The organism is Actinobaculum sp. 313, assembly GCF_003073475.1.
In the GTDB taxonomy this organism is placed as follows: Bacteria; Actinomycetota; Actinomycetes; order Actinomycetales; family Actinomycetaceae; genus Asp313.
Genome location: NZ_CP029033.1, coordinates 1,548,786 through 1,574,844, shown reverse-complemented (window position 1 = coordinate 1,574,844; position 26,059 = coordinate 1,548,786). Strand labels below are relative to the sequence as shown.

Sequence of the window (26,059 nt, the reverse complement as noted above, 5' to 3'; positions counted from 1 at the left end):
TGGATGATCGCGTGGTGGCACGGAAGCTGCGAGCATTGACGGTCTATTCGGCGTCTTGCGGGAATCGCGCACGCGCGGGTATGCCCGAAACGTGCACACCCGGCATCGAGGTGAGAGAATCAGCGAGTGAAGATCAACCGCCGTGACCAGTTCCTGGCTGACCTCTACACGCTTGTATCCGAGCAATCATCTGCGGCGCAGGACGTTCTTGCGGCGCTTGGTGATGCGCCGGTTCAGGCGTATTTCCTACGCCCGGAGACCGTGTTCGACCAGGATTCCGTCTTTGATTCGGTCTCTATTTTCTGCGTCACGGACTCGCGGCTGCTCATCCTCGTTTCCGGCGTCACCTACGAGCTATCTCCCGCCGGTGAGCTGGTCACAACGGTGCAATCGGTGGGCTTGGGCCAGATCCGTGACTTTCAGGTGACGCGCAGGCGCGTCCTTGATGGGCCGCAATCGGGTGCACTGAGCATGGTGAGCATGCGCTTGCGCTGGGGTGGCGGATGGGCCTTCGACACCTTCCCGGCCTCTTGTGACGATCCCACCTGCGATGCCGACCACGGGACGGTGAGCGTCGGCGGGGGTGACGACGCCGAGATCCTGCTCGATTCTTCACTGGCGGACGATATCTTTGCCCGCGGTCTGCAGTTCATCAACGAACTGAGCGGCATTCTGGCACAGCGATGAACAACAACGCAGCTGCAGGCCTGGAGGGGGCCGGACTAACGCCCCCGATCTCACGTAACGTCCGCGCAACGCTCTCCGCCGCGCTGGACGCCGTCGGGCTTGCTACGTCATCCGCGGGGACAACATCCGCAGCCGACCGCGCCTTACTGGGATTGCCGAAAGCCGAAAGAGTCTGTTTCGTCCTGGTGGACGGACTAGGTGCTCACAATCTGGCGGCCCGGTCCGGCCACGTGCCAACACTTCGCGCGTGGACGCAGACCGAGCCGCTGACAACCGTTGCGCCATCGACGACGGCGGCGGCCATTACCGCGGTTGGAACCGGAGAGGCGCCGGGTGCCACCGCGATGATGAGTTATGCGCTGCGATCTCCCGCCAGCGGGCGAAGTTTCTCGCTTATCTCGTGGAATGATCCGGGGTTAGATCCCGTGTCATGGCAGAGAATGCCAACTCTCTTCGAACAACTGGGTAGCACGGCCGATGCGTGCCGGCTCATCCAGCCCGCATCGTTCGTGAACTCCGGGCTCACACTCTGCGCGCTGCGCGGCGCGAAAGCACTGGTTGCCGACAGTATCGACGAACGCATAGATGCCGCCGCCGCAGCCCTGCGAACGCAGTGCCGTGCCGTCTACCTGTACTGGGAGGAACTCGACCACGCTGGACATCGCCACGGCTGGACAAGTGAACAATGGACGATCCAGCTAGAGGCACTTGACTCCGCCATGGCCGCTCTTGCCCGTCGTCTGCCTTCCGGTACGCTGATCGTGCTGACCGCCGATCACGGCATGGTTGATGTCGCGGAGCGTATGGATGTTGCCGATTATCCAGAGCTGCAGCGCGACGTCGACCTGGTATCGGGCGAGGAACGCCTGCTGCATCTCTACACCCGAGAACCGGGCGCCGTCGCCGCACGCTGGCGCGAGGCACTGGGGCAACGCTCAATGGTGTTGCTGCGTGATGATGCAATCGCCACGGGTATCTTCGGCGAGGTACACGCCGAGGCACGCGCGGTGATGGGTGATGTGCTCGTCATTCAGCACGGAGACTTCTCCATTATGGATTCGCGTGGGCGAGATCCGCATCGCTCCTTGATGCGGGGCGTTCACGGTTCACTGACGGCCGAGGAGATGCTCGTGCCGCTGATTACCGAGGTGGTGTGATGGCCGAGCTTATTTTCTTCTCCGGCACCATGGACTGCGGCAAGTCCACGTTGGCGTTGCAGACCGCGTACAACCATGAGCAGCGCGGCTTACGCGGGCTGATTTTCACGCGGAATGACCGAGCGGGAGCCGGGCGGCTCTCCTCTCGGCTGGGCCTGGAAGCACGGGCATACGAGGTATTAGAAACCACCGACTTGTGGCAAGCGATAGCGCGGGAGCGGACAGCGGGACGAGTTGATTTCGTCATCTGCGACGAAGTGCAGTTCTACACGGCGGTGCAGGTGGAACAGCTAGCGCGCGTTGTGGATGAAATCGGCATTACGGTGTACGGCTTCGGCATCACATCTGATTTCCGTACCCGGCTGTTTCCCGGTTCGGCACGGATGATCGAGCTGGCCGATCGCGTCGAGGTGCTGCAAGTGGAGGCCCTGTGCTGGTGCGGCAAACGAGCCACACATAACGCGCGTACCGTCGGCGGCATGATGGTCACCGAAGGAGAGCAGGTCGTGGTTGGCGACACCGGGGCACAAGATGTAGGGTACGAAGTGTTGTGCCGATACCACCATATGCGGCATATGACGGCGGCCAGCGTAAAGGCGGCACAGGCCGCCGAGACCCTGGGGGAGGACACGCTGAACGAGGTGTGACCCAGACACGTCGGCAACACGACGCACCGTATTGCTGTTGCCCAGCGCGGTTGTGCTGCCAGACCTGGACTTCGGCCGGGCCTGAACGAAGCTCGGGTCAGTCTTTCTTACCGAAGACGATCTCATCCCAACTCGGCATGGCCGGGCGTGCGTTGCGTTTACGCGCTTTCGCTTTGGATTTTGGAGCGGGGGAGTCCTGTGCGTCCTCGGTTACGACGGCATGATCACCTGAGGAGGAATTCTGGGGCGAGGAGGTGCTGCCGGGAAGTTGCACGTCCTCCGCTGCCGCTGGAGTTTTCTCCCCTGGGGACTGCGGTGTCTGCGTAGTCGGGCTCGGTGTGGAGAACAAGGTGGACTCCACGGGGCGGGGCCGCAAACTCAGAACAGTCGCGTCCTGTACCTCCTCCGGTTGTGACAGGGCGGGATGCGCACCGGCGAACTCAGTGTCGACATCGTTGTTCTCGTCGGGCATCGGGCGCGACTTGCCGCGCTGAGAATCCAGGGATGCCAGTACCTCATCAATGCGCGAGGCCGGTGCCGTCGGCGCCTCCGCTGCCTTGTAAGGTGAAGGGACAGAGGGTTTGTTCACCGGCAGTTCCGCAATCGCGGAGGCGTCTGCCGGGGGCGTGTTGGCGGGCCGCCAGGGAGTGGAGGACGCGGGAATCTGCGTTTCAGAAAGCCAGATGGCCTCATCGTCCAGGGCCTCTAGCGTGCGGCGTTCCAAATCAATATGCCACGAGGCGCGGTGTTCGCGTTCGCCGGACAAGAACTTGGCAACCAAGGTCCACGGCTCACCGGAAAGACGAATGGAGTCCCATCGAATTTGACTTGGATCAACGCCGCGCGCAACGAGACGTGAGGCGACCAACTCTTCAACAGTCAGGGCTCCGACCTCATGCCCAAGAGAGAAGGAACGGGCCAAACGCGCGTTGTATTCTCGCTCGGCGAGAATGGGATATGCCAGGGCGGAAACGCGTGAGGCGGGAAGCGCCGACTCGTCGGAGACTTCGTCAATGCTTTTGCCCTCACGAATACGCGCTTGGATCTCGCGCGGCCCCATTTGCCGCGTTTCGCCGTCGGAATCCTGCTGCTGAGCGGCCCGGTCACGCCGCAGTTCAGCACGCAACTGCTCGGTAACGGGCAGAAGATAGCGGTTGCCATCGGCGTCGTTCAGGGTGAGGTTCTCGCCGTCGGGCTGCAGCCCAAGAAGCTCGAGTCTAATCATGGCTTCCCTTCTACATATGCTCGTGTTCTAGGGTGCCATCTGTGGACGACGACGTGGCGGATTCTGGGCGGGTGTGTTCGTCACTGTCCACCAGGAGCGAGCAGTGTGGCCAGACGAATGGACATTGTGCGAATCTCTGGTAAATTATGGGCGCACGCGTTCGAAGCCCGTGGGGAATATCTCGGGTTTGCTGGCGTTAGGAATGCTATGCAGTCCGGTTTCGAACGTGGCGGCCCGGCAACGGGCGAAAGAGCCATGAGACTACTGAACGTGAGGAACGATGGCGACCGACTACGATGCACCGCGTAAGCAAGATGAGGAGTTGCGGGAGGATTCCCTGGAGCAGCTCAAAGCGCGCCGCTCGGAGCAGCAGTCAGGATCCGTTGATGAGGATGAAGTCGAGGCGGCAGAGGGCTTCGAGCTCCCCGGAGCCGACCTGTCAAATGTTGAGCTCTCCGTCAATGTGGTTCCGGCGCAGGATGACGAATTCACCTGTTCGCAGTGTTTCCTTGTACATCACCGTTCGCAGCTTGCGTATGAAGAGGACGGTTTGCCGGTGTGTACCGAATGCGCGGGCTAAGGTGGTACTGATGACCGGCGCCTGAGAATCAGGGACCGGGAACGAGCGGGCGGCCGCTGGCCGTGGGAAGTGAGGCTAGCGTGGGGTTATTCTCGCGTAGGCGCAAGGCACGGGATCCGCAGGAGGACCCGAACTCTGAGAGTGCCGTGGAAGAATTAGCGCCCGAAGAATCGGAAGAGGAAGCGGGGGAGGGGGTCGGCCCGTTTGATGAGGCAGATCATCCGGAACGCGGAGATCTCCTTGACGCCGGTTCTCTGTGGATTCCTGCCGTCAAAGGGGCCACCATCCAATTCTCCGTGGACCGCCGTCGCGATGTTGTTCTGGGCGTGGTGTATGTTAAGGCACAGACCGCCGTGCAACTGCAGGTATTCGCCGCGCCGAAGTCGGCGAATATTTGGGACGACGTTCGCTCGGAAATGATCTCCTCGATTGCTTCGCAGGGTGGTTCCTCGCGCGAAGCCAAGGGCGAGTACGGAACGGAGATTCGTGCTCAGATGCCCGCGAACGGAAAGCGTTCGGCAAATCCGGTGCGTTATCTCGGCATCGATGGTCCGCGTTGGCTTCTGCGCGTGACGGTCACGGGACGCGGGGCGGTGGACGACAAAGCGGCAAGCTCACTGATACACGAGGTGCTTGATCGTACGGTAGTTTCGCGTGGCCAAACTCCGCATCCTCCGCGCGAAATCCTCCCGTTGCATGTTCCGCGTACCAAGAAAGACGATGGTCCTACGGCGGATGACGGGCGCCCGCGGCTGTCCCTTCCGCAACGGGGTCCGGAGATTACGGAGATCCGATGACTGGTTCGCCCTCGCGCCGGGTCAACCTGCGAGGCGTGGTCAGTGCTATCAGCTATCCGGGCTCCGTGACCCCGCCAACTCTTGAGGTCATGTTGCAAGTGGGGGATAATTCACTGCTGCTCGCCTTCCTGGGGCGAACGGATTTACACTGCGTGGACATCGGGAGTCGCCTGCATGTTAAGGGCACCCTCACCAGTCACAACGGAGTGCCCACAGTTTTCAACCCGTGGTTCACCGTACTACCGGCGCATATCGATGCCCTGCGCTAATGAGCCGTCGGCTTGACCTACACCTGATTGGATGAATTCATGATGACACCGCGAGGAGCAGACGAAGGCAACGAGATCGCGGCATCAACGCGCCGCGGGCAGTCTCTGGCCTCGTCCGTGCCGGTCGAGACCTCCGATGCGGATGCGGCGAGGAAGTCACCTCCCATGCCGGGATCATCATCCCGGGTTGCCTCCTCGGGTCTGGCAGCCGTTCTGGGAGAGGACTTCGACGTTTGGCAGGCCGTTGGTGGCATACGAGGACTAGTGGAGACTGTAGCTCCAGGGCTTATCTTCATCATCGTCTTCTTGGTGACGCATCAGCTGGTGCCATCCATTGTTGCGCCGGTGATCGTCGCTATTCTTGCTATCGGGCTGCGCGCAGTTCAGCGCATCGACGTGATGCCGGCGCTGGGAGGACTGCTTGGGATCCTTATCTCGGCCGTGTGGGCATGGCGTAGTGGTGAGGCATCGAACTATTTCACGTGGGGCCTCGTCACCAACGGTGCCTATCTTGGCGGTTTGCTGCTGTCAATGGCACTGCGCTGGCCTGCACTGGGGCTCCTCATCGGTTTTCTTCGAGGCGATGCAACGGCGTGGCGCAACGGGCCACGGCGCAACGAACCCGACCAACGTGCAACACGGCGACGCTACTGGCAGGTGACGTGGCTATGGGTGGGACTTTTCGCTGCGCGTCTACTTGTTCAGGCGCCCCTCCTCCTCGCCCGCGCAACAACGGCATTGGCCGTAACCCGGCTGATTATGGGACCGTTCTTATTCGCTCTGGTGGCGTGGCTGACCTGGATGCTGGTACGCGGACTTCCACCGGTTGCTGATCCGGGCGTCGGCGGTGATTGCGCACCACAAGGTCAGTCGGTGGACTCTTCCGTGCCATCCTCATCTTGAATGGAGGAGACCAGTTCCTCCACCAGCGCCAGATCGCCGTTGTCAGTCTCCGCACAGAGCAGGATCACCTGGTCGCCGGCATCGATGGTCAGATCGGGATCAGCGGGAAAAGGCATGCCGTCGCGGACTATCGCCACCAGGGTAATGCTGGGCGGCAATAGGACCTCAGAGACTACGGCACCCACGATAGGAGCATCCTCCGGAAGCGTTGCTTCCATCAGCGAAGCACCCGAGCGCTGGAAACGCAGCACGGCAACGAGTTCGCCGTCGGCGACGGCGTCCTCCACCAGTGTGGTCATGATCCGTGGTGTGGAAACTGCGACATCAACACCCCAGGCGTCGTTGAAGAGCCACTCGTTCTTCGGATTGTTCACACGAGCGATCACACGCTCCACGCCGAACTCGGTTTTGGAAAGCAACGAGACCACGAGGTTCGCCTTATCGTCACCGGTTGTGGCGACGACGACGTCGGCCCCGCCCACGCCGGCCTCCTCCAATGTTCCGATCTCGCACGCATCGCCCAGTTCCCATTCGGCATCGGCGACTGATGCGACCCGCATGGCCGCCGGTTCCTTATCGATAATGGTGACGTCATGCCGGGAGGAGGCGAGCTCGCGCGCAATGGTCCGGCCAACAGATCCGGCGCCAATAATGACAACCTTCACAGCGTCTCCTCCCGTACTTCGTGAACCAGAATATGCTGCGCAGCACCCGCCTCGTTGGTGGGAACTGCCAGGTGCAGCATATCGCCGTCTTGGATGACCAGATCATGTTGCGGCACGAGACCACGCCCTAGGCGGGTGATGTATGCTACACGTGCGCCGGTTGCGAGTTCGATCTGCGACACGTTGCGCCCAAACCACGACTCGTCTAGATCCACAGAGACCAGACTCATACCGGCGAGCGGATCCGAGAATTCATAATGCGGGCCAAGCGGGATAAGGCGCCGGAGCACCTGATCCGCCGTCCACCGCACGGTCGGAACGGTAGCTATTCCCAGCCGCTCGTAGACATCCGCCCGTGTTGGGTCATAGATACGGGTAACAACATTGGTGATGCCGTATGTTTCTCTCACCACACGGGCGGCGATGATATTGGAGTTATCCCCTGACGACACCGCCGCAAACCCGTCCGCGTCTTCGATTCCCGCCTGTACAAGCGCCTCGCGATCAAAACCTATCCCGTTGACTTGCTGGCCGGGAAAATCCTCGGGAAGCCGCCGGAAGGCGTCGAGATTGCTATCGATGATGGCCACGGAGTGGCCCATATCCGAAAGATTGATGGCGAGCGCAGCGCCCACGCGCCCGCAGCCCATGATGACAAAGTGCACGTTCTAGACGCTACCGCACCTGCGTCAGTGGCGTAGCCTAATTCATGATGGTAACCGACAAGCACTACCGCCTCGCGCGGTTGACAAGGAACGCGCCGGTCTTCGCGGCCGTGGTTGTCACTACTATTATTGTGCCGCAGATCATACTGCGCGCCGCGTCCACCGGAAGTGGGCGTACAGAGATCGTGGTGTCGGCGCTGGTGGGGGCGGCGGGACTGGCCGTCGCATTTCTTACGGATATCTGGATATATCGGCTTGCGCCGCGCCGTGCCATTCACCAACTTGCATCGGTGTATCTGGGCGGGGGAGCGGCTATCGTCGTCGCGTCGGCGCGATTCGTATGCCACACGCTGTTCGTCGTGTTAGGTGCTGGACTTGCCGTGTCGGGGGTGGCGCACTGGTTGATTTCAGCGCTCAGCAGCGGCTTGTGCTTGTCGCCACCATTCTTGTGCTGGCCCTACCTGTGCTCTTTGGACGGACGGTGAACAAGAGTCTGCTCGTGGCGGGAGCCTTGGCAGGGGCAATAGCACTGGGGGTGACGCTCCTCGTGGGGATGGTCGTCGAGGCGACCGGAGGCATTGATGCCGCCCAGGCGATCGTTGCCCGACGCGACGCGCTCTCCACCGGTTACACCACCGGTCACCTCCATCCGTTGCTGGAGGCTTGTCTGGGAGCAACTTTCCCGGCATGCCTCCTCATCCTCACCTCGGAAAGGGTTTCCGAGCGACCGGAGGAACGGCGTGTCAATCCCCGCTCGCTGGGCTGGCTCTTCGCCGTGTTCACCGCCGGTCCGATTCTCGTCACCATGTACTTCGTCGTCGCTCTGCACATGCCGGGACGGCGTTTGGGCGTGCCCTCGCTCTCCATGGCGCTCGCGTTTCTCGGCACAACCGGGCAGCGTATCGTCGCGGTCTGTTACATCATTACGGGTGTGGTGGCAGTGCTGGGTGCCTACATGCAGCTTCCGCGGCTATTGCGGGAACTCGCCATCGACCACGTCCTGCCGCGTAAGCTAGCGGCGGCGGACGCGGTGTCGCCGCGCCTAGCGATTGTGGGCGCAGCCGCAGTGCTCGCCGCCGGCCTCTCCAGCTTCCTGACCACCACTCAAGCGGGGGCCATGGTGTTTATTTTTGCGGCACTGGTGATTGCCGCCATCGGTGCTTTGGCTATGTCGGCGCGCGGGGCGTCGATCCTCAAAGAGTCGATGGATCGGCAGACGCGAAATGCGGCTCGTGCCAGTCGGCTGGTGTTCTTCCTGCTCTTTCTGGTGTGTATGGCCGGAGTTGTGGCAATAGCAGTAGCGGATCTCAAATGGCTGGTAGCAGGGGTGGTGGCGCTGGCGGTGCCGGCGTCGATCCTGGTGTTCTTCCGCCGGGGACGTGTCCGAATCGTTGCCCGGCTGACCCCCACAGACATCACGGCCGGACGCTCATTGCCGACGCGCGTACACGGCGTGATCCTCATCGGTGCGCTAGATCGTGCGTCATTGCGCGCAGTTGCATTTGCGCGCGCGTTGCGGCCGACAACGCTAACCGCGTTGACGGTCGATTACGATCCGCAAGCCACCCGTGCCCTGCAGCGCGACTGGGCGGCCGCATCTCTGCCGGTGTCGCTGACCGTGCTCGGCCAGCCGCAGGGAGCTGCCGTCAGCCCGATCGTCGACTACATCCGCGCACAACGAGCGCTTCACCCAGCGGATATCGTCGTGGTATACATACCGCGGATTGTTTCAACCGGGCTGTGGCGGCGTTTCTTCCTCAGCCATTCCACGCCGCAGGTCATAAAGGATTTACGCCTCGAATGTGGCGTGGTAATCGCTGAGGTTCCGTTCCAGTTGGTAGAAGATGACGCAGATGGTGAGGAGTTGGAGTGACCACGGAGCATAAGCAGGTGGGCATGGGGGGCGAGTGGGCACGATCATCACGTTGGCCATCCGACGGGAACTGGGATGCTCCTACCGTGGATATCGAACTCACTGATGTGACGCATGGCGGGGTATGTGTGGGGCGCGATGATTCAGGCCGGGTGGTTTTTGCCCGTTTCGGGTTGCCGGGCGAACGGGTGCGAGTTGCTCTGACAGATGAGCGGGCTAGGCATGCCCGAGGCGATGTCATCGAAGTCTTGACGAACCCGTCTCCGCATCGGGTACCGCACCGCTGGCCGGTGGCCGGGCCTCTCGGCGTGGGAGGCGCCGATCTCGGGCATGTGACCTTCGGTTATCAAGAGACGTGGAAGACGCAGGTGCTTGCCTCGACCATTCGCCGAGTGGGCGGTGAGGCTCTACAAGCCCATCTGGCAGCAGCGGGAGTTGAACCATGCGTGCGTTCATTTGCGGAAGATCGCGCCACCGACGGCTGGCATACGCGTACCCGGGTGGATATGACGGTTGATAGCGCCGGTGCTCCGGCAATGTTCCGTGAGGGCACGCGGGAACTGATCGCGGTCGGCGAGGTCCCACTGGCCGTCGAGGAGATCGCGGAACTCGATCTCTTCTCGGGGGCATGGCGCGGCATGTGGATGCCTGGCCAGAGAATCCGGGCCGTCATTTCGGCGGGTTCGGATCCGGTGGTGGCCATTGGTGGGCAGGTGTTCTGGGCGCCCGGTTTCACTGCTTCGCCATTCGTACGCGAAGACGTGTTGGTGGACCGCGAGTTGTACTCCTACCGAGTGCGGGCAACAGGCTTTTGGCAGGCACATCGGCAGGCTGCTGCCGAGCTGATTCGCCTGGTGCTGGTGGGCGCTGCCGTGGAACCGGGGCAGGAGGTCTTGGAACTCTATGCGGGGGCGGGAATGCTGACGCAGCCACTGGCGGTGGCGACTGGGGCAACGGGCACGGTCGAAGCGGTGGAAGGCAACGCCCTCGCAGTTGAGGATGCACGCTCCAACTTGCGGGATATGCAGTGGGCGAAGGCGCGTACCGCCAAGGTCACCCCCGCGCTGGTCGAGCGTTTTACCGGCGACGTCGTGGTGGCCGATCCTCCTCGCAACGGTCTAGGACTCGGCGTCGCCCAGGCGCTTGCCTCCTCCAAGGCGCGAAGGATCGTGCTGGTCTCTTGCGATCCGGCGTCAATGGCTCGTGATCTTGCTGCGATGGTTTCGGCCGGGCGGCAGGTGATCGGTATGGAAAGCGTGGACATGTTCCCCAACACTCACCATTTCGAAGTGGTGACGACGCTGCGGTAGCTGTGAGCATGCGGGTGAGTTACGGACAGCGGTCCTCGCACAGCCGTGCCGCAAGAGAACGGTGTCGCAGACGAGGCAATGTGGCGCAAACGGCACGTACCCGCCTCGCTCTCGGCACCCTGCCTGAGCAAGACCGTGGTATCTTGACGCCGAGATAGTTTCTGTTGTCAGGCGAACAGGAGAGCCATGAGCCTCGATACCTTCCATGCGCGCACCGCGCTTCAGGTGGGGGAGCGCAGCTACGACATCTACTCGCTCGGCGCCGTGCCGGGACTGGATAAGTTGCCGTACTCTTTAAAGGTTCTTGCAGAGAATCTGCTGCGCACCGAGGACGGAGCGAATGTCACGGCGGAGCAAATCCGTGCTCTGGCCACATGGGATCCGCAAGCGCAGCCTCATGATGAGATTCAGTTCACGCCTGCTCGTGTGGTGATGCAGGATTTCACGGGTGTGCCGTGCGTCGTCGATCTGGCCACCATGCGTGAAGCCGTTGCCGAACTGGGAGGTGATCCGGAACTCATCAACCCGCTGAATCCGGCAGAGATGGTGATCGACCACTCGGTGCAGATTGATGTGTTCGGCAGTAATGACGCGCTGGCGCGCAACATGGATCGCGAGTATGAGCGAAACGGCGAGCGTTATCAATTCCTGCGCTGGGGTCAGGGTGCCTTCCAGAACTTCAAGGTGGTTCCCCCGGGCACGGGAATTGTGCACCAGGTCAATATCGAGTACCTCACACGAACGGTGATGACGAAGGACGGCGTCGCCTATCCGGATACCTGCGTCGGTACCGATTCACACACGACGATGGTCGGTGGACTCGGTGTGCTCGGTTGGGGCGTGGGCGGCATCGAGGCGGAGGCCGCGATGCTCGGCCAGCCGGTTTCCATGCTGATTCCGCGTGTCGTTGGTTTCAAACTCACCGGTGAGATTGCTACTGGCGCCACAGCCACCGACGTCGTTCTTACCATCACGGAAATGTTGCGTGCGCACGGAGTGGTTGGCAAATTCGTCGAGTTCTACGGTGCTGGTGTTGCGCATGTGCCGCTGGCCAACCGGGCGACAATTGGCAACATGAGTCCGGAGTTCGGCTCGACGGCGGCGATCTTCCCCATCGACCAGGTCACTCTCGACTATCTGCGACTGACCGGGCGTTCCGAGGAGCAGATAGCCCTTGTGGAGTCCTACACCAAAGCGCAGGGACTTTGGCACGATCCGCAGCGGGAAGCCACCTATTCGGAGTACCTTGAGCTGGATCTTTCCACGGTTGTTCCCTCCATTGCCGGGCCAAAGCGCCCGCAGGACCGCATTCTGCTGTCGCAGGCGCGTGAGTCCTTCGCCTCCACATTGCCCGCATACGCCCCGGCGGGGCGCGATGCCGCTGCTCTGACACTCGAAGACGGAACGAAAACGCAGGTCAAGGACGGCGACGTCGTTATCGCCTCCATTACCTCATGCACAAACACCTCCAACCCATCGGTGATGCTTGCGGCGGGTCTTCTTGCTCGCAATGCAGTGCGGCGTGGCCTGACTTCGAAGCCGTGGGTGAAGACATCGATGGCACCGGGTTCGAAGGTTGTCACGGAGTACTACGAGAGGGCAGGCCTGTGGCCGGATCTCGAGGCGTTGGGCTTCAACCTGGTGGGATACGGTTGCGCCACATGTATCGGCAACTCTGGCCCACTGCCCCCGGCCGTATCTGAGGCAATTAACGAGAATGACCTGGCAGTGGTGTCCGTACTATCCGGCAACCGCAACTTCGAGGGACGCATCAACCCCGATGTGAAGATGAACTACCTGGCCTCGCCGCCACTGGTGATTGCCTATGCCCTGGCGGGCACGATGGATTTCGACTTCGAGAACGAGAAACTTGGCGAAGACGCAGATGGCGATATCTACCTGCGTGATATCTGGCCCAGCCAGGAAGAGGTCGACGCCGTCATCGCGGACTGCATCACGCGGGAGATGTTCCAGGCCAGTTACGCCGACGTGTTCCAAGGCGATCAGCGGTGGGCCAGCCTACCCACCCCGAGCGGTGATCTGTTTGACTGGGATGCTGATTCGACTTACGTACGCAAGGCTCCCTTCTTCGACGGGATGGGAGGCGATCCCGAACCGATTACCGATATCACCGGGGCGCGGGTACTCGCGAAACTGGGCGACTCTGTGACAACCGACCACATTTCACCGGCCGGTGCCATCAAGCCGGATTCTCCGGCGGGGCGTTACTTGGCCGAGCACGGTGTTGCCCGCCGCGACTTCAACTCCTACGGCTCGCGGCGAGGTAATCACGAAGTGATGGTTCGCGGTACCTTCGCCAACATCCGGCTACGCAACCAGCTATTGGACGGCTTGGAAGGCGGATATACCAAGAACCTGCTTACCGGGCAGACGGAGGCGATTTATGACGCCGCCCAGGCCTACCGGCAGGCGCAGATTCCGCTCGTTGTGCTGGGCGGAAAGGAGTACGGATCCGGCTCCTCGCGCGATTGGGCGGCGAAGGGCACCCGTTTGCTGGGAGTGCGTGCCGTTATCGCGGAGTCATTCGAGCGCATCCATCGTTCAAATCTGATCGGTATGGGCGTGTTACCACTGCAGTTCCCACCGGGGGAGAACGCTGATGCGCTGGGGCTGACCGGCGAAGAGGTGTTTTCTATCAGCGGCATGACAGTACTGAACCAGGGGGCAACTCCGTCCACCGTTCGTGTCACCGCCGAACGGCCCGATGGCAGTGACAGTGTGACCTTCGACGCCGTCGTGCGTATCGACACTCCCGGAGAGGCCGATTACTTCCGCAATGGCGGAATTCTCCAATACGTCCTGCGTAATCTGGCGCGGGGATAGCGGCGCCTGAGGCTCACGCTGACCTGCTGGCCACCGGCCGCGGCCTGTTTCAGGTTTGCGGCGGTGGCCGGTGTTGGTGGCGGCGTGCTCGCGGATTATTTGCGGTAACCGTGCATATGCGGTGCGGCTCGCGTTATGATGGGCGCGTAATCTGGTTATGCTGGCGTGTGAACGAGGCGTCCCGCCATGCTAGCTGGATGACCGATGCACCTCGCCGTGCGACGGTCGTAACTACACATGCCTGGCGGTTCCCCGCCAGGTACTCATCCGTGGCGTGGTGAAGGAATATGACTTATGGCCAAACGTACCGGGACCGCAGTCCTAGCAGCGCTTTCGATGCTACTAGCGGCATGTGCCTCAACGCCTGCGAGGGATCCAAGCACTTCTCCGGGCGACGACCGGCGCAGGGCAACGGCCTCTCCGTCCGTGGATACCGACGCCGTCAGCGCCGCTACCACCGATGCGACGCAACAGGTGGTTCTTCAACGGTTGGCAGAGAATCCCAATGCCAATGTGGTTCTCTCCCCGGTCGGCCTGCAAACCACGATGGCGATGGTAGCCCCGGGTGTGGAAGAGGGAAGCCCCGAAGCCGCGGAGCTGGAGGCATTTCTCGGCACACCCATCGCTGACACTACGGCCGGTTACCGCATGCTCATCGACAATCAGGAAGCTAAATCCGACGAGGACACGGAGGTCCGGATTGAAACGGCTTGGGGCGTCGTCGAGGGGAGTAGCGTCCCTATCGATATCGACGTCGTCGGCACTGCCGCGCAGACACTCGATAGCTACGTGGCCCAGGGTACTCCGGATGCGCTTCAGACGGCTCTGGATGCATGGGTTTCGGATGCCACAAAGGATCTCGTGCCAAAACTGCCGACTCAGATAGACCCGGAGGCTTCCCTCGTTCTCGTATCGGCACTGTACACGGAAGCAATCTGGTCCAACGATGCCGGGGAGGCAACAATCGCATTCACCCGTGCAGACGGCAGCACGGAAGACGCTGACGCCATTGTTTTGCAGGGACAGGCTTATGAAGGGGAAGAAGGCACAGTGGCCGCTCTGAGCCTGTCTGGAGATCTGGTGTTCCAGGTGTACATGCCGACGGACGGTTCACTGGGGGAGACGGAGTCGGTACCGTGGGAGCTTCTGGATCAGGACGCGGATCTATCTCGCACCGTCAAAGTGCCGGAGTTTTCACTTGACTCGACAGATTCCCTGGAAGAAGAACTCGATACGCTGGGCTTGGGATCGTTGACTTCCGGTGATGGCATAACAGGCTTCACGACAACCGGTGACCCGATCAAGCCCCAGATAATCGAACAGCGCACGGTTTTCGACCTGGACGATGAAGGAATCGAAGCAGCGTCCGTCACGCAGGTTCCACTGGAGGCTGGGGCGGCTCCGGGTGTGGCGACGACGGCGCAGCCGCCGGTCGTCTTCGATCACCCGTTTGTTTTCCGAGTGATCGATGAGAAGACCGGATGGGTACTTTATTACGGAGCCGTTGCGAACCCAGAGGATGACTGAGTGTGCAGCTTCTAAGGCCGCGCGTTTCGCGCAAGCTGTCCGAGAACGCCTCGGGCTGGGATGTGCGACGCCTTGGGCTGGCGGTATGCCGCGGGGAGACGGCACCTCTCACCGGTGGCATAAGCTGACCGGTACCCGTGCTGCGGTCATGTCTGACGCGCTAGCATAAGGAGCGGGAGGTACACAGGGTGACGATTCTATCCAAGGTGAATGGGCCACGCGATCTCAAGGTGCTGTCGCAACATCAGCTCACGACGCTTGCCGAGGAGATCCGAAGTTTTCTGGTGGAGAGTGTTTCGCGTACCGGAGGTCATCTCGGCCCGAATCTGGGCGTGGTCGAGCTGACAATCGCGTTGCATCGTGTGTTCGATTCGCCGCGTGACACGATCATATTCGACACTGGGCACCAGTCGTATGTGCACAAGATTCTCACTGGCCGCACGAACTTCGCCGCGTTGCGTCAGGCAGGGGGCCTATCCGGATATCCCTCACGAGCAGAGTCGGGGCACGATGTTGTTGAGAACTCACATGCCACGACGGCGCTGTCCTGGGCAGATGGTATTGCTCGTGGCTTGCAACTGCGTGGGATCGAGGACCGGAGGGTGGTCGCGGTTATCGGCGACGGTGCGATGACCGGTGGTATGGCATGGGAGGCGCTGAACAATATCGCTGAAGACCCGGAGCGTCCCGTGGTGATCGTCCTCAACGATAATGGCCGTTCATATGCTCCCACTATTGGCGGTATGGTCCGGCGCTTCGATCCGGTTCGACGACTCGATACCTTGCGTATCAATCGCAACTATGAGCAGCTGATGGATCGGACCAAGCGTGCGCTGCAGGATGCTGGTACCCCCGGCAAGATGGCATATGGCGCATTGCATTCTTTGAAGAAGGGCGTCAAGGATATCTTTATCGATGCCGGTGTATTCGATTCACTCGGTCTGAAATACATCGGTCCGGTTGACGGTCATGATATGCCTGAACTCGAAGAGGCTCTGACACTGGCGCGTGATTACGGCGGGCCAGTGGTTGTGCACGCGATTACCGAGAAGGGACGCGGTTACAAACCCGCCGAGGAAGACGAGGCGGATCGTTTCCACGCCATCGGTGCCATTCATCCAGAGACGGGGCTGCCGATTGTACCGGAGCGCTTCGGATGGACCAGCGTGTTCGCCCGAGAAATCAGGAAGCTGGCGCGGCAGAATGCCTCTTTGGTGGGCATTACCGCCGCAATGTTGCGTCCGGTGGGCCTAGGACTGTTTAAGGATGAGTTCCCCTCACGCGTCATTGATGTGGGAATCGCCGAACAACATGCGTTGACGATGGCGGCGGGTCTGGCTTTTTCGGGCTTCCACCCGGTTGTTGCGCTCTACGCCACTTTTCTCAACCGTGGTTTTGACCAGATGCTGATGGATGTCGCTCTGCATAAGGCGCCGATTACTATCTGCCTCGACCGGGCGGGGATTACCGGCAACGACGGCGCCTCGCACAATGGAATGTGGGATCTCTCTTTGGGGGCGATAATCCCGGGGCTGCGGGTTGCTGCTCCGCGTGACGGAGAACGCCTGCGAGAACTGCTCGGTGAGGCGACGCAGGTAGAAGGTCCGACGTTGTTGCGCTATCCGAAAGGGGAGGTGCCGGAAGAGATCCCTGCACTGCATCGGTTACCCCAGGTGGATATTATTCACGAGACGTTCCCGTCGGCTCCCGTGCGAGGGGTGCCCGATTCAGATGCGGTCGGAGGGCGTGGGGAAGGCGCCGGGGGAAGTCGGATGGGAGACAGTCTCCCCGCATCGCCGTGGTTTCGGTTGGTGCGCTGGCACATGAGGCCATAGTAGGAGCACGGCAGTCGGGCTGCGTGGTTACGGTGTTTGATCCGCGTTGGGTCTTGCCGGTGAGTAAGGACCTCGCGGTATTGCTGGCGAGTTATGACGGTGTTGTTACCGTCGAAGATGGCGTAGTTGACGGCGGTGTCGGCAGTGAAATCGCGGTGGCCTTAGCCGGGCTAGAGGCGAATATCCCCGTGGAACACGTCGGCGTGAGCAGGGAGTTTATTCCCCACGCGCCACGATCTGCGATCTTGACGGAGCAGGGACTGACGCCTGAAGCCATCGCACGGGCGATCAGACGACTGGCTCACACCGGAGGAGAGGATGGTCGTTCCGAAGGCACGTCGCAGGCCACGGGTGCCTAAGAGCGGTACGCAGCGCTCACAATGCCGGGGGCGGCATTCTCCACCTGCCACGGACGGGCACCGAGAGCAGCCAGGAGAATCGGAATCTCATCGGGCGTATCCCAACCATCCCAAGCGAGTTGTTTCTGGTAAGCGGGCTTGAGCAGAATGTCCTGACGTATACCGAGATCGTCGGCGGTGGCCAGCACCGATGTACGCACGATCAACCATCGTGCCGCCGCCTCAGGATGGTTCTTTTCCCACTGCCGCACCGGCGGATGAGGAGCTGGATGTTCACGGAAACGGCGTAACGGCAACTCCTCGTCAGAAAGTGTCCACACCGGTGCGATTGCTTCCCAGTAACGTGCCGCGTCGCGCTGACGCGAGCGCTTGCGCAGAAGCGGAGAGTTGACAACGTCCGCGCGAGAACGCGGCTTTCGGCGGGCTAGTTCGGCGAGCACTTTGCCGGGAATCACCCGTTCGGGAGCAAGGTCTCGACGGCGTGCGAGCCGGTCACGCTCCTCCCACAGGGCGGCCAACATGCCAAGCGCGCGGCGATCCTTCACACCTTCTTGGCGTGCAGCACGACGCCAAGGCTGAGTGGCGGGCTGTTTCGGTTCGCGCAACCGAACCTCTTCGCATTCTTCATGTAGCCATTCCAAGCGCCCGGCCCGCCGCAGCATTTCGATAAGACGGTCGCGCAGTTCGAGTAGTAATTCCACGTCCAGTGCGGCATAGGCCAGAAGCTCGGGCGTCAGCGGACGTTCGGACCAGTCGGAGTTCGAGTGCTCCTTGGCGAGTCCGTAGCCGAGCACCTCGCCAACTTCCGCTTGCAGTGAGACACGTTCGAAGCCCAGCAGCAGTCCGGCGATTTCAGTGTCGAAAATTTCCGGCGGGAAAAGCCCCAACTCATGCAGGCAGGGTAGATCCTGGTCGGCCGCGTGCAGGATCCATTGGTCGGACGCCAACACGTCTGCCAACGGCCCGAGCCGATCCTCAATGCCGACCGGATCAATCAGAAAGGTTCCCGCCCCCTCACGGCGGATCTGGATCAGGTAGGCACGGTTCGAGTAACGTATGCCCATGGCTCGTTCGGTGTCCACGGAGAAGGGACCGTATCCGGACGCTAGACGCGCGACGGCGTCGTCAATGTCTGCACTTGTCACCGAGGGAATTCCCTCGCGCGGCACATCCAGCCGTGTGACATCAACGGATTCGATCATTAGTTTCCTCCAGGTGTGGCAACGATGCTACCTCCTCTGGTCCGAGGCCGCAGATAAGTGCGGTGAAGTCAGCCCAGGCCTCCAGGTGTTCGGATGCATCGGGGCTCACGGGTGACCATGATGCGCGTAGTTCGACTTCAGTCCGAGACGATGCTAGTTCCAGTCCACCGAAGGTCTCGTTGTAAATGCGGGTGACGGTGCCCGTCAAGTTGCGGTACGCGACGCCGTGATTTGTCAGTGCTTCTGTTAGCCAGGCCCAGGCGACTTCGCCGAGCAGGGGATCATCTCCAATTTCTGTATCCACAGGCGCACTGGCGTAGGTAACAACGCGGAAGGTCGCGCCCCAGGCGGGCTGCCCCTGCGGGTCGTGAAGAAGGACAAAACGAGCATTGCCTCGATATTGATCCGGATCCAGCTTCTGCGAGTCGTTGACTTCGGCTTGTAGGGCCACTGCCCACGGCGCAATTCGTTGCGGTGGAGGAATCTGCGTGACATGCAGTTCGGGCCGGAATGTGTGGCCCTTCAGGGAATCTAATGCCGTGAGGAAGTCGGCTGGTGCGTTGATCTGGGGCACGTCATAACCCTAGCTGGGGGAGAGCCGTGGGCCTCCGTGCCACGCCGTGTACCGACCGCAAGGATGCGAACATGCTATTCAGTGGCAGTGGATGTAGGTGCGACGGCTGAACCTGCCGAACAGTGGTGGGGACACGAGACGTGTCCCCACCCGTATATAGTCAGATGAATACTGCAGATAGGAGGCGTATGATGATGACAACACCCAGGAATCCAGCCACCAGGCTGGCTACTATCGCACAGGCGAGTCCGACCTTGGTAGGCCATGTTATCTCGGGTTTAGCGCGTAATTCATTGATGGTCAGTTGAAGGGCTGCTGCCTGGGGAATGACCAAGTAGAAAAAGGGAATGCTCAGGCACCCCACAATCAGTCCCGCCCAGTACACCTTCTTCTTTTCATTCTCCATGGAAGAAGCTCCTCATTTACTTGACGATATTGTGGCACTGTTCGCCACGGAACTTGCCACCCGCGTACAGTCGGGCGCACTGCACGCCGGGTTGAACATGGAAAGGCTTCCTGATTTGCCGCACTACTGTTACGAGCCGCGCACACTTATTGACTGTGTTTCCCGTATAGGTGCGGACGATCCTTCCACGGAGATCCCGGTTCTGGAAGTCAATCCTATAGTTGCATATGTTTGCCGATGCGACGAGCACGTATTGGGCCGCTTCTCGGCGGATGTATGTGGATCCACCTTGAATGTCGTGGGCAAGGGTTCCCGCGGGATCTTCAACGATAGTCCCTTGAATGAGATGTTATACCCGCCTATTGCCTGGTGTCCCCATGCGGACGCTGCGATAGGTTGGGACTCGTCGGGCACGTAGTCGTACCGGGTGGGATCAACGCTCTGTGTGGTGCCGCCTTCGATAATCTCCCCGAGCTCGGGGTCAGTGACGGTGACGGGATTGTTGGGTGTGCCCGTCGTGGCTTGCGCAGTTGTGCCAACAAAGGCAAGTGACATCGCAAGGGTGGCCGATGCCAGCGATCTTCTTAGGGATAACATCTCTGTCCTCTCGTAGAAAAGATGAGCGACGGGTTGTCGCTTGGTAGTTACTGTAGCATCAATATACTTGGTAATGGCCGGTTGTTGCGGTCAGAAATGTTGGGTCAGCCAGACGAATTGGAAGTTGCGTGCAAAAGAAGGGACCTTCGTCTGCTTCTGGCAACTCGCACCCGCGCCGAGTGATCTCGGATCATTTTGGGTAGCTCGGTGCCTTAACCAGCGTGCTATCTCAGGAATTACCCCTGCTCCCAACGGAGGCGACTGGGGCAAGCGTCAGCACTGAAGACTGGGTTACAGGGCCGGCGGGGAAGAGACAGAGTCGCGAACAATGAGGGGGCAGGGCACGTAAATCGTGCCACTGTGGGTCTGTCCCGGCATGGCGCTTAGCTGGACGAGTAGTTCCCGCGCGGCCAAGGCGCCGATTTTCGCATGTGGAAGTCGCACCGTTGTCAGCGGAGGGAAGCTCTCATTGGCAACGTGTTCCTGGTCGTCATAGCCGATGACCGAGAGGTCTTCCGGCACGGACAGACCGAGGCTACGTGCTGCTCTCAGTACGCCCAGCGCCATCAGATCACTGAAGGCAAATATCGCTGTCGGGCGATTCGGGCCGACAAGGGCTTTGTAAGCGGCCTCCTCTGCTGCTTGCGAGCGGCTGCGGTCGCTGCGTTCCCGGGTTTCGACAACCGTCGCCTGAATGCCGTTGGCTTTTGTGACAGTACGAAACCCGTCCACGCGTAGATCCCGCGCGAGGCCGTCAGTCGCCTTCTCCGTGATGTGCAGGATATTGCGGTGTCCCGCCCGGACGAGAAGCTCGGTTGCGTCCACTGCGCCCTGTCTGTCATCCGGCGCGAAACTGGTGTAGGCGGGATCGGCGAGGACGCCGTTGAAGCACACCATGGGAACTATGGGTTTAATGTCTCCTAAATCAATGGGACGGTGGTACATCGCGCCTACGAGTAGGCCATCGATCTGGTGAGCTACGAGAGTTTCGTATGCGCGGATGCGCTGATCCGGTTTGTCTTCGGTACCGAGTGTTATCAGCAGATAGCCGCTATCCCAGGCCACGTCCTGTGCGCCGTGAAGAAGCTGATGCGCAAATGGCGTGGTCAAAATCGTGTCCGTGAGTGCAGCGAGCATGTTGGATCTGCTGGTCCGCAGGCTCTGGGCGGTGGCGTTAGGGGTATAACCCAGATCACGTGCGGCTTGCTGGACGCGTGCAACGGTGTCCTTGGCAATGCGCGAGTCCGTGTTATTGAGGACTCTCGATACAGTCCCAATTGAAACGCCGGACTTCTCGGCAACATCCTTCAGCCGCACACGTCCCATTGTTTCCGTTTCTCCTTTACAGCGACGACCTACCCATTATCTCCTCTGTACGACAGACGATGCCCGGGGACCACGCTGAGTGGGGCGGGTGTGATCCGTTTCTGCTCGTGCGGGGCCCGGTGCCCGCGTCGAGACATTTGCTGTGTTGATTCTCAGAGTATCCCGTGCGCTAGTGAGTTCGTGCTTGTATCCATGTGGAGTGAGAACTGCACAGTCATATCCCGTTGCCACGCGCGCGGCATATTCGGGTATGTTGTGGAAAGTATGTTAGAACCCTTTTTTGACACGCAGTGGTGCGGTCCGGACGACCCAGCAGAGGACGCCCGTGCGGACCACACCACTGCCTCCGAGCACCGACTGTCGCTAGGTACACAGGGGGCGGTCGACCACGGATACCGGTCGGCCGCCCCCCGATTTATGCCTCAACCCGGTCGGCGTCCGCTTCCAAGAGGATATCGACGGGATCGAGGATTTCTCCACGAAACGCCCCCGCCTCGTGATCAGCGAAGCCGAGCAAGCGTGCAATACCGTCGATATCCTCGATCACCCGCGCCGCATAGAGGCTGGGATGGTCCACTCTTCGCGCCCCATCAATATCCCACGGCCCTAGCAGTGACTCGCCGCGAGCGATCCACATGCCGCCCCGTTGCCCCAGCGGATGACGTGCCGTATTGAACTCCCGTGGCAAGCAGCAGAAAACGAGGACGGGTTCGCCGTCGAGCAGAATGGACTGGGTGACTTCCATCTGCCCGAATTTCGACGGTGTACTAAGCGGCTCGCGTACCTCCCAATTCTCCAGATCAGTGCTGAAGGCGTGGCCGACGACGCCGCGGCCGAAGAGTTCACCGTGGTTAGCGCGGGCCGTGATCAACATATGCCAGCCATTTCCTGCGGGGTCCTCGAACACCCAGGGATCGCGCCATGCCTCGTCGTGCCAGCCGGTTCCCGGCGTGTACTTCTCATACCATCTGCGATCAGCTTCCACCAGGGGCGAGTTGCCAAAGCGTTCCCAGTGAATGAGGTCTGTGGAGTCCGCTCGCCCTATCCGCTGGACGCGGCAGTTCTCCGAGTAAGTGCTACCGGTATAGAACAGGTGGTACATACCGGAAGGGCCACGTATGATCGACCCCGTCCACGTAGTCGCATCATCCCAGGAATTGCGCGGTGCCGGCGCAAGTGCGTCCGGCAACACCCTCCATCGGCGCCAATCGGTGCTGATGGCATGCCCAATGGAGGGATGCATGTGCCGGGCTTCCGGATCGCCCAAGGAGCGACTCGCTTGTAGGTAGAACAGGTGACGGGCCCCGTCGTCGTCGATAACGGGCCAGGAATCCCACACCCATTTGTCACGCAGATGAAGACTCATCCCTTAACTCCCGAAGAAGCGATTGATGAAATGAACTGTTTCTGGAAGATCACGAACACGATGATCACCGGCACGGTAATCAGGCTCGTGTACGCCATGATCTGACCCCACGGTGTACCCTCGGCTGTTCCGGAGGCGAAGAAGTAGCGCATCCCCACCTGTACAGGGCGCATTTCCTCCTTCTGCACAACCAGCAGTGGCCAAAGGTACGAATTCCACTGTGGGAGGAACGTCAGAATCGCCGCTGTGGCAAAGGTGGGTTTGATCAGCGGCGACACCACCGAGCGGTAGACGCGGAACCAGCTGGCGCCGTCGAGCCTCGCGGCCTCGTCAATCTCCCGTGGCACAGACTTGTATGCCTGCGTAAACAAGAAGATTGAGAACGCGCTGGCAATGAACGGAATGATCAGGACCTCGTAGCTGTTCGACCATCCCTGTTCAATGGCGAATCCGTCCGAGTAGAGCACTATACGCGGCAGTCTGTTCACCCAGTACACCATTGGGATGGCGTAGGTCTCGAAGGGAACGATCAGCGTGGCGATAATCGCCGACAGCAAGACCGTGCGTCCACGGAAACGAAGCCGGGCCAGTGCGAATCCTGCCATTGAATTGACCAGCAGGCCGAGAACCACGACGAGCGTGGTGATGATGATCGAGTTCAACATGAAGCGCCCCGCCGGGACGCGGTTGAACATGGCGGTGAAATTATCGAGGGACAGGTCGCCTACCGGTAGGAAGGCCTTCCAGGAGGTCAGATCGGAGAGGATCTGGTCTCGTGGCTTCAGCGACGAGGAAAGCATGAAGAGCAACGGCAACATGAACGAGAGCGCCAGCAGTGCCAGCGGAATATACGTCCACCATTTGCCTCTCTTGACCTCGGACCTGCTCTGCTCGATAACCGATGCAGGTAATGGCTGCGGCGGTGCAATTGTCGTTGACATGTCAGTCCTCTTCTCTGGTCAGGAACCGCTGCAGCAAGGTGACCGCCAGTACGATGACGAAGAAGATCAGCGAGAGCGCCGATCCATATCCGACATCGCCGCGCGAGCTACCCATTTGAATGATGTGGTACACGAGGGTGGTTGTCGCGTTTGACGGGCCGCCGTTGGTCATCACATCAATCTGTGTGAATAGCGAGAATGCTGAGATCGTGATGGTAATGAAAATGAAAACAAAGGTGGGGCGCAGTCCCGGCATTGTGACGTTGCGGAATTGCTGCCATCTGCCGGCGCCGTCGAGGGAGGCCGCTTCGTACAGATCGTGATTGATGGACTGGAGTCCGGACAGCCACAGGATCATTTGAAAGCCGACGCCCTGCCAGACCGACATGACAATGACGGCCGGCAGGGCCGTGTGCGTCTCATTGAGCCAGTCAACGTTCAAGCCCGTTATCGCGTTTATGAGGCCGTCTTTCTGGTACATGAACTTCCACAGCATGGACACGACCACCATGGAAGTGACCACCGGCATGAAGAAGACGACCCGGAAGGTGGTGATGCCCCTGATCTTCTGGTTGACAAGCAGGGCAAGAACAAGTCCGAGCCCGCCCTGCAGGGGGACGACGACGAGTACGAATATTGCGATATTGCGCAGTGCGTCCCAGAATGTCGGGTCCTTCGTGAGCGCGCGAACGAAATTGGTCAATCCAGTGAATCCCGGGTTCTCCATCGAACCCATTCGCGCATTGGTGAAGCCAAGCGCGAATGACAGTAGAACCGGGATGACGAGGAAGACGACGATCAATAGGACGGCCGGGGCTGTGAAACCGATACCGGCACGACGCTCGTTGTTATGTAAGCGGGAACGCCGCATGGGTAGCGGCGCCGCTTCCTCGGGAGCGGCGGGTGCCGCCTGTGTGGTTGACATTGTTTCTCCTACCACGTGAGATTCGGGGGCAGAAACTCATCCCGCCCCCGAATGCTCCTAGTTGTTGTAGCCGGCCGATTCAATATCGGCGTCGATCTCGACAACCATCTGGTCTTCGGTGGACTTGACGTCGGAACCGTTCATAATGTCCTGCAGTCCCTTTTCGAAGACCGAGCTGATCACGGGGTAGCCAGGCGTGACCGGTCGAACTTCGCCGTACTTGTCAGAGACTTCTTGAGCAATCTGGAGCGGTTTGCCCTCACCGTAGTAGCCCTTCGTTGTGAGTTCGGCTGCGCTCTCCGTTGCCGGGATAAGGGAGGTAACGTCGGAGAACTGGGCGATGTACTCATCCTTCATCGCGAACTTCAGGTAGGCGAGGCCGCCCTCCTTCTGTTCTGCCGTGCATGCCTGGCTCAGGCCGGTCTGCCAGGAGCCCACGCCGGCCTTCGAGCCGTTGCCGAAGTCGGGCAGGGGAGCAACGACAAGATCGTCACCGTATGCCTCGTAGCCCTCGGCGTACTCCCAGATGCCGTCATAGTGCATGGCGACTTTGCCGTCCTTGAATTCGGTCCGGTCCTGTGCGCCCGACTTGGACGCGTATCCCTGGGCGAATTGATCTTGGAACCAGGCGCCGAATTTCTGCGCCTCGGGTCCATTCAGAACACCGTCGGCGGTGCTGTAGTCGCTACGGTCAACCAGATCGCCGCCGAAGCTCTGCAGAAGCGGCGAGTAGGCGTAGGGCCACCACTCGCCGGAAGAACCGGTGCCCCAGTCGATGACGTAGTCGAATTCGCCGGAGGCTTGGATCTTCTTTTCGGCGTCGGCGAATTCATCTGCGGTCCATGGCTCATCGACGGTGGGAACCCGAATATCGTTCGCCTCGAGAACGGAGGCGCGTGTGAAGAGGACCGTATTGACGTCCCAGAACCCGATGGAATAGATCTCACCGTCATATGTGCCGACGGTCGAGGGGAGGAAGTCAGCGGTGTCCTCCTCCGTTAGACCACTCGGAACAAGCCAGCCGTTGTTAGCCCAATTGGGCATGACGGGCGCATCCACGTCCATGATGCAGGGCAAGTCGCCGGAGGCTGCGGCTCCCTGAACGGAATCGTTGTAGGCATCCTGGGGGAAGTCCTGGCGGACCACCTTGTAGTCGTCCTGTGACGCGTTGAAGTCGTCAATGATCTGAGTGACGACTTCCATTTCGCCCTCGTTACCCGCCGAATGGGTCCACAGGGTGATTTCAAGCGGGCCATCGCCGCTGGAGTGGCTGCCCTGCGAACTGCACCCAACGAGTGCGAGCGCGGGGACAAGCGCGAGGGAAGCAAGTGCTACCGGTTTCTTATGGAACATCTTCGTCCTTCCTACCGTGCTGACGG

The 26,059-nt window shown here is 60.6% G+C and carries 25 protein-coding genes; 14 read left to right on the top strand and 11 right to left on the bottom strand.

The window, feature by feature from the left end; genetic code table 11:
* Positions 1-126: 126 nt before the first annotated feature.
* From DDD63_RS06825 to DDD63_RS06815, 3 genes are read left to right on the top strand one after another with little or no spacing between them, the layout of a single operon-like run.
* The gene (locus DDD63_RS06825; protein WP_108715740.1) at positions 127-687 is read left to right on the top strand and encodes a DUF5998 family protein; all 561 of its coding nucleotides are present in this window, start codon (positions 127-129) and stop codon (positions 685-687) included.
* Positions 684-1,844: an alkaline phosphatase family protein gene (locus tag DDD63_RS06820; RefSeq protein ID WP_240611199.1), complete on the top strand. Its 1,161-nt coding sequence runs from the start codon at positions 684-686 to the stop codon at positions 1,842-1,844. Before DDD63_RS06825 ends, DDD63_RS06820 begins: the two co-directional genes overlap by 4 nt.
* Positions 1,844-2,491: a thymidine kinase gene (locus tag DDD63_RS06815; protein ID WP_108715739.1), complete on the top strand. Its 648-nt coding sequence runs from the start codon at positions 1,844-1,846 to the stop codon at positions 2,489-2,491. The genes DDD63_RS06820 and DDD63_RS06815 overlap by 1 nt, the downstream gene beginning before the upstream one ends.
* Before the next feature lie 97 nt (positions 2,492-2,588).
* Here the strand turns inward: DDD63_RS06815 and sepH are convergent, their stop codons facing one another.
* The gene (sepH, locus tag DDD63_RS06810; RefSeq protein WP_108715738.1) at positions 2,589-3,716 is read right to left on the bottom strand and encodes a septation protein SepH; all 1,128 of its coding nucleotides are present in this window, start codon (positions 3,714-3,716) and stop codon (positions 2,589-2,591) included.
* 280 nt (positions 3,717-3,996) lie between these two features.
* Between sepH and DDD63_RS06805 the strand changes: the two genes are divergently transcribed.
* The 4 genes from DDD63_RS06805 (at position 3,997) to DDD63_RS06790 (ending at position 6,265) form a co-directional block, all read left to right on the top strand.
* A complete protein-coding gene (locus DDD63_RS06805; protein ID WP_108715737.1) occupies positions 3,997-4,296 on the top strand; it encodes a DUF4193 domain-containing protein in 300 nt (99 codons plus the stop codon).
* Between the two features lie 80 nt (positions 4,297-4,376).
* Positions 4,377-5,093, top strand: coding sequence for a DUF3710 domain-containing protein (locus tag DDD63_RS06800; RefSeq protein WP_108715736.1), 717 nt, complete (start codon positions 4,377-4,379; stop codon positions 5,091-5,093).
* On the top strand, positions 5,090-5,362 hold the full coding sequence (locus tag DDD63_RS06795) for a hypothetical protein (RefSeq protein ID WP_108715735.1): 273 nt from the start codon (positions 5,090-5,092) through the stop codon (positions 5,360-5,362). Before DDD63_RS06800 ends, DDD63_RS06795 begins: the two co-directional genes overlap by 4 nt.
* 39 nt (positions 5,363-5,401) lie before the next feature.
* On the top strand, positions 5,402-6,265 hold the full coding sequence (locus DDD63_RS06790; protein ID WP_240611198.1) for a DUF3159 domain-containing protein: 864 nt from the start codon (positions 5,402-5,404) through the stop codon (positions 6,263-6,265).
* Here DDD63_RS06790 and DDD63_RS06785 read toward each other — a convergent pair.
* Together DDD63_RS06785 and DDD63_RS06780 are read right to left on the bottom strand one after the other, a co-directional pair.
* Positions 6,229-6,930, bottom strand: a complete 702-nt coding sequence (locus tag DDD63_RS06785; RefSeq protein WP_108715734.1) for a TrkA family potassium uptake protein — start codon at positions 6,928-6,930, stop codon at positions 6,229-6,231. The two genes, DDD63_RS06790 and DDD63_RS06785, sit on opposite strands and share 37 nt — an antisense overlap.
* On the bottom strand, positions 6,927-7,595 hold the full coding sequence (locus DDD63_RS06780) for a TrkA family potassium uptake protein (protein ID WP_205647211.1): 669 nt from the start codon (positions 7,593-7,595) through the stop codon (positions 6,927-6,929). The genes DDD63_RS06785 and DDD63_RS06780 overlap by 4 nt, the downstream gene beginning before the upstream one ends.
* Before the next feature lie 44 nt (positions 7,596-7,639).
* On the opposite strand from DDD63_RS06780, the gene DDD63_RS06775 reads away from it, so the two are divergent.
* From DDD63_RS06775 to DDD63_RS13365, 7 genes are all read left to right on the top strand, one after another.
* Positions 7,640-8,080: a hypothetical protein gene (locus DDD63_RS06775; protein ID WP_108715732.1), complete on the top strand. Its 441-nt coding sequence runs from the start codon at positions 7,640-7,642 to the stop codon at positions 8,078-8,080.
* Positions 8,023-9,468, top strand: a complete 1,446-nt coding sequence (locus tag DDD63_RS06770) for an amino acid permease (protein ID WP_240611197.1) — start codon at positions 8,023-8,025, stop codon at positions 9,466-9,468. The genes DDD63_RS06775 and DDD63_RS06770 overlap by 58 nt, the downstream gene beginning before the upstream one ends.
* Positions 9,465-10,778, top strand: coding sequence for a TRAM domain-containing protein (locus tag DDD63_RS06765; protein ID WP_240611196.1), 1,314 nt, complete (start codon positions 9,465-9,467; stop codon positions 10,776-10,778). The genes DDD63_RS06770 and DDD63_RS06765 overlap by 4 nt, the downstream gene beginning before the upstream one ends.
* A gap of 186 nt (positions 10,779-10,964) precedes the next feature.
* Positions 10,965-13,622, top strand: coding sequence for an aconitate hydratase AcnA (gene acnA / locus DDD63_RS06760; protein WP_108715730.1), 2,658 nt, complete (start codon positions 10,965-10,967; stop codon positions 13,620-13,622).
* Between the two features lie 294 nt (positions 13,623-13,916).
* Positions 13,917-15,149 (top strand): serpin family protein, encoded by a 1,233-nt coding sequence (locus DDD63_RS06755; protein WP_108715729.1) that lies wholly within the window; start codon positions 13,917-13,919, stop codon positions 15,147-15,149.
* A 188-nt stretch (positions 15,150-15,337) separates the two neighbouring features.
* Positions 15,338-16,984: a 1-deoxy-D-xylulose-5-phosphate synthase gene (dxs, locus tag DDD63_RS06750; RefSeq protein ID WP_108715728.1), complete on the top strand. Its 1,647-nt coding sequence runs from the start codon at positions 15,338-15,340 to the stop codon at positions 16,982-16,984.
* Positions 16,948-17,343 (top strand): transketolase C-terminal domain-containing protein, encoded by a 396-nt coding sequence (locus DDD63_RS13365; RefSeq protein ID WP_164505483.1) that lies wholly within the window; start codon positions 16,948-16,950, stop codon positions 17,341-17,343. Before dxs ends, DDD63_RS13365 begins: the two co-directional genes overlap by 37 nt.
* Here the strand turns inward: DDD63_RS13365 and DDD63_RS06740 are convergent.
* The 8 genes from DDD63_RS06740 to DDD63_RS06700 all read right to left on the bottom strand — a co-directional run bounded on the left by DDD63_RS06740 (position 17,340) and on the right by DDD63_RS06700 (position 26,033).
* On the bottom strand, positions 17,340-18,545 hold the full coding sequence (locus DDD63_RS06740; protein WP_108715726.1) for an HRDC domain-containing protein: 1,206 nt from the start codon (positions 18,543-18,545) through the stop codon (positions 17,340-17,342). The two genes, DDD63_RS13365 and DDD63_RS06740, sit on opposite strands and share 4 nt — an antisense overlap.
* The gene (locus DDD63_RS06735; RefSeq protein ID WP_108715725.1) at positions 18,529-19,119 is read right to left on the bottom strand and encodes a DUF3000 domain-containing protein; all 591 of its coding nucleotides are present in this window, start codon (positions 19,117-19,119) and stop codon (positions 18,529-18,531) included. The genes DDD63_RS06740 and DDD63_RS06735 overlap by 17 nt, the downstream gene beginning before the upstream one ends.
* A 160-nt stretch (positions 19,120-19,279) precedes the next feature.
* Entirely contained in the window at positions 19,280-19,525 is a 246-nt protein-coding gene (locus DDD63_RS06730) for a hypothetical protein (RefSeq protein ID WP_108715724.1), read from the bottom strand.
* A gap of 888 nt (positions 19,526-20,413) precedes the next feature.
* Positions 20,414-21,448 (bottom strand): LacI family DNA-binding transcriptional regulator, encoded by a 1,035-nt coding sequence (locus DDD63_RS06720; RefSeq protein WP_108715722.1) that lies wholly within the window; start codon positions 21,446-21,448, stop codon positions 20,414-20,416.
* Positions 21,449-21,863: 415 nt separating this feature from the next.
* A complete protein-coding gene (locus DDD63_RS06715; RefSeq protein ID WP_108715721.1) occupies positions 21,864-22,814 on the bottom strand; it encodes a glycoside hydrolase family 68 protein in 951 nt (316 codons plus the stop codon).
* A complete protein-coding gene (locus DDD63_RS06710; protein ID WP_108715720.1) occupies positions 22,811-23,755 on the bottom strand; it encodes a carbohydrate ABC transporter permease in 945 nt (314 codons plus the stop codon). The genes DDD63_RS06715 and DDD63_RS06710 overlap by 4 nt, the downstream gene beginning before the upstream one ends.
* Before the next feature lies 1 nt (position 23,756).
* Positions 23,757-24,680: a sugar ABC transporter permease gene (locus tag DDD63_RS06705; RefSeq protein WP_108715719.1), complete on the bottom strand. Its 924-nt coding sequence runs from the start codon at positions 24,678-24,680 to the stop codon at positions 23,757-23,759.
* Positions 24,681-24,737: 57 nt separating this feature from the next.
* A complete protein-coding gene (locus DDD63_RS06700; RefSeq protein WP_108715718.1) occupies positions 24,738-26,033 on the bottom strand; it encodes an extracellular solute-binding protein in 1,296 nt (431 codons plus the stop codon).
* Positions 26,034-26,059 lie beyond the last annotated feature (26 nt).

Excerpts from the sequence above, each read along its gene's own strand:
- DDD63_RS06820 (WP_240611199.1), top strand. The coding sequence starts at position 684 with ATGAACAACAACGCAGCTGCAGGCCTGGAGGGGGCCGGACTAACGCCC.
- DDD63_RS06815 (WP_108715739.1), top strand. The coding sequence starts at position 1,844 with ATGGCCGAGCTTATTTTCTTCTCCGGCACCATGGACTGCGGCAAGTCC.
- sepH (WP_108715738.1), bottom strand. The coding sequence starts at position 3,716 with ATGATTAGACTCGAGCTTCTTGGGCTGCAGCCCGACGGCGAGAACCTC.
- DDD63_RS06805 (WP_108715737.1), top strand. The coding sequence starts at position 3,997 with ATGGCGACCGACTACGATGCACCGCGTAAGCAAGATGAGGAGTTGCGG.
- DDD63_RS06795 (WP_108715735.1), top strand. The coding sequence starts at position 5,090 with ATGACTGGTTCGCCCTCGCGCCGGGTCAACCTGCGAGGCGTGGTCAGT.
- DDD63_RS06790 (WP_240611198.1), top strand. The coding sequence starts at position 5,402 with ATGATGACACCGCGAGGAGCAGACGAAGGCAACGAGATCGCGGCATCA.
- DDD63_RS06775 (WP_108715732.1), top strand. The coding sequence starts at position 7,640 with ATGATGGTAACCGACAAGCACTACCGCCTCGCGCGGTTGACAAGGAAC.
- acnA (WP_108715730.1), top strand. The coding sequence starts at position 10,965 with ATGAGCCTCGATACCTTCCATGCGCGCACCGCGCTTCAGGTGGGGGAG.
- DDD63_RS06755 (WP_108715729.1), top strand. The coding sequence starts at position 13,917 with ATGGCCAAACGTACCGGGACCGCAGTCCTAGCAGCGCTTTCGATGCTA.
- DDD63_RS06740 (WP_108715726.1), bottom strand. The coding sequence starts at position 18,545 with ATGATCGAATCCGTTGATGTCACACGGCTGGATGTGCCGCGCGAGGGA.
- DDD63_RS06730 (WP_108715724.1), bottom strand. The coding sequence starts at position 19,525 with ATGGAGAATGAAAAGAAGAAGGTGTACTGGGCGGGACTGATTGTGGGG.
- DDD63_RS06720 (WP_108715722.1), bottom strand. The coding sequence starts at position 21,448 with ATGGGACGTGTGCGGCTGAAGGATGTTGCCGAGAAGTCCGGCGTTTCA.
- DDD63_RS06715 (WP_108715721.1), bottom strand. The coding sequence starts at position 22,814 with ATGAGTCTTCATCTGCGTGACAAATGGGTGTGGGATTCCTGGCCCGTT.
- DDD63_RS06710 (WP_108715720.1), bottom strand. The coding sequence starts at position 23,755 with ATGTCAACGACAATTGCACCGCCGCAGCCATTACCTGCATCGGTTATC.
- DDD63_RS06705 (WP_108715719.1), bottom strand. The coding sequence starts at position 24,680 with ATGTCAACCACACAGGCGGCACCCGCCGCTCCCGAGGAAGCGGCGCCG.
- DDD63_RS06700 (WP_108715718.1), bottom strand. The coding sequence starts at position 26,033 with ATGTTCCATAAGAAACCGGTAGCACTTGCTTCCCTCGCGCTTGTCCCC.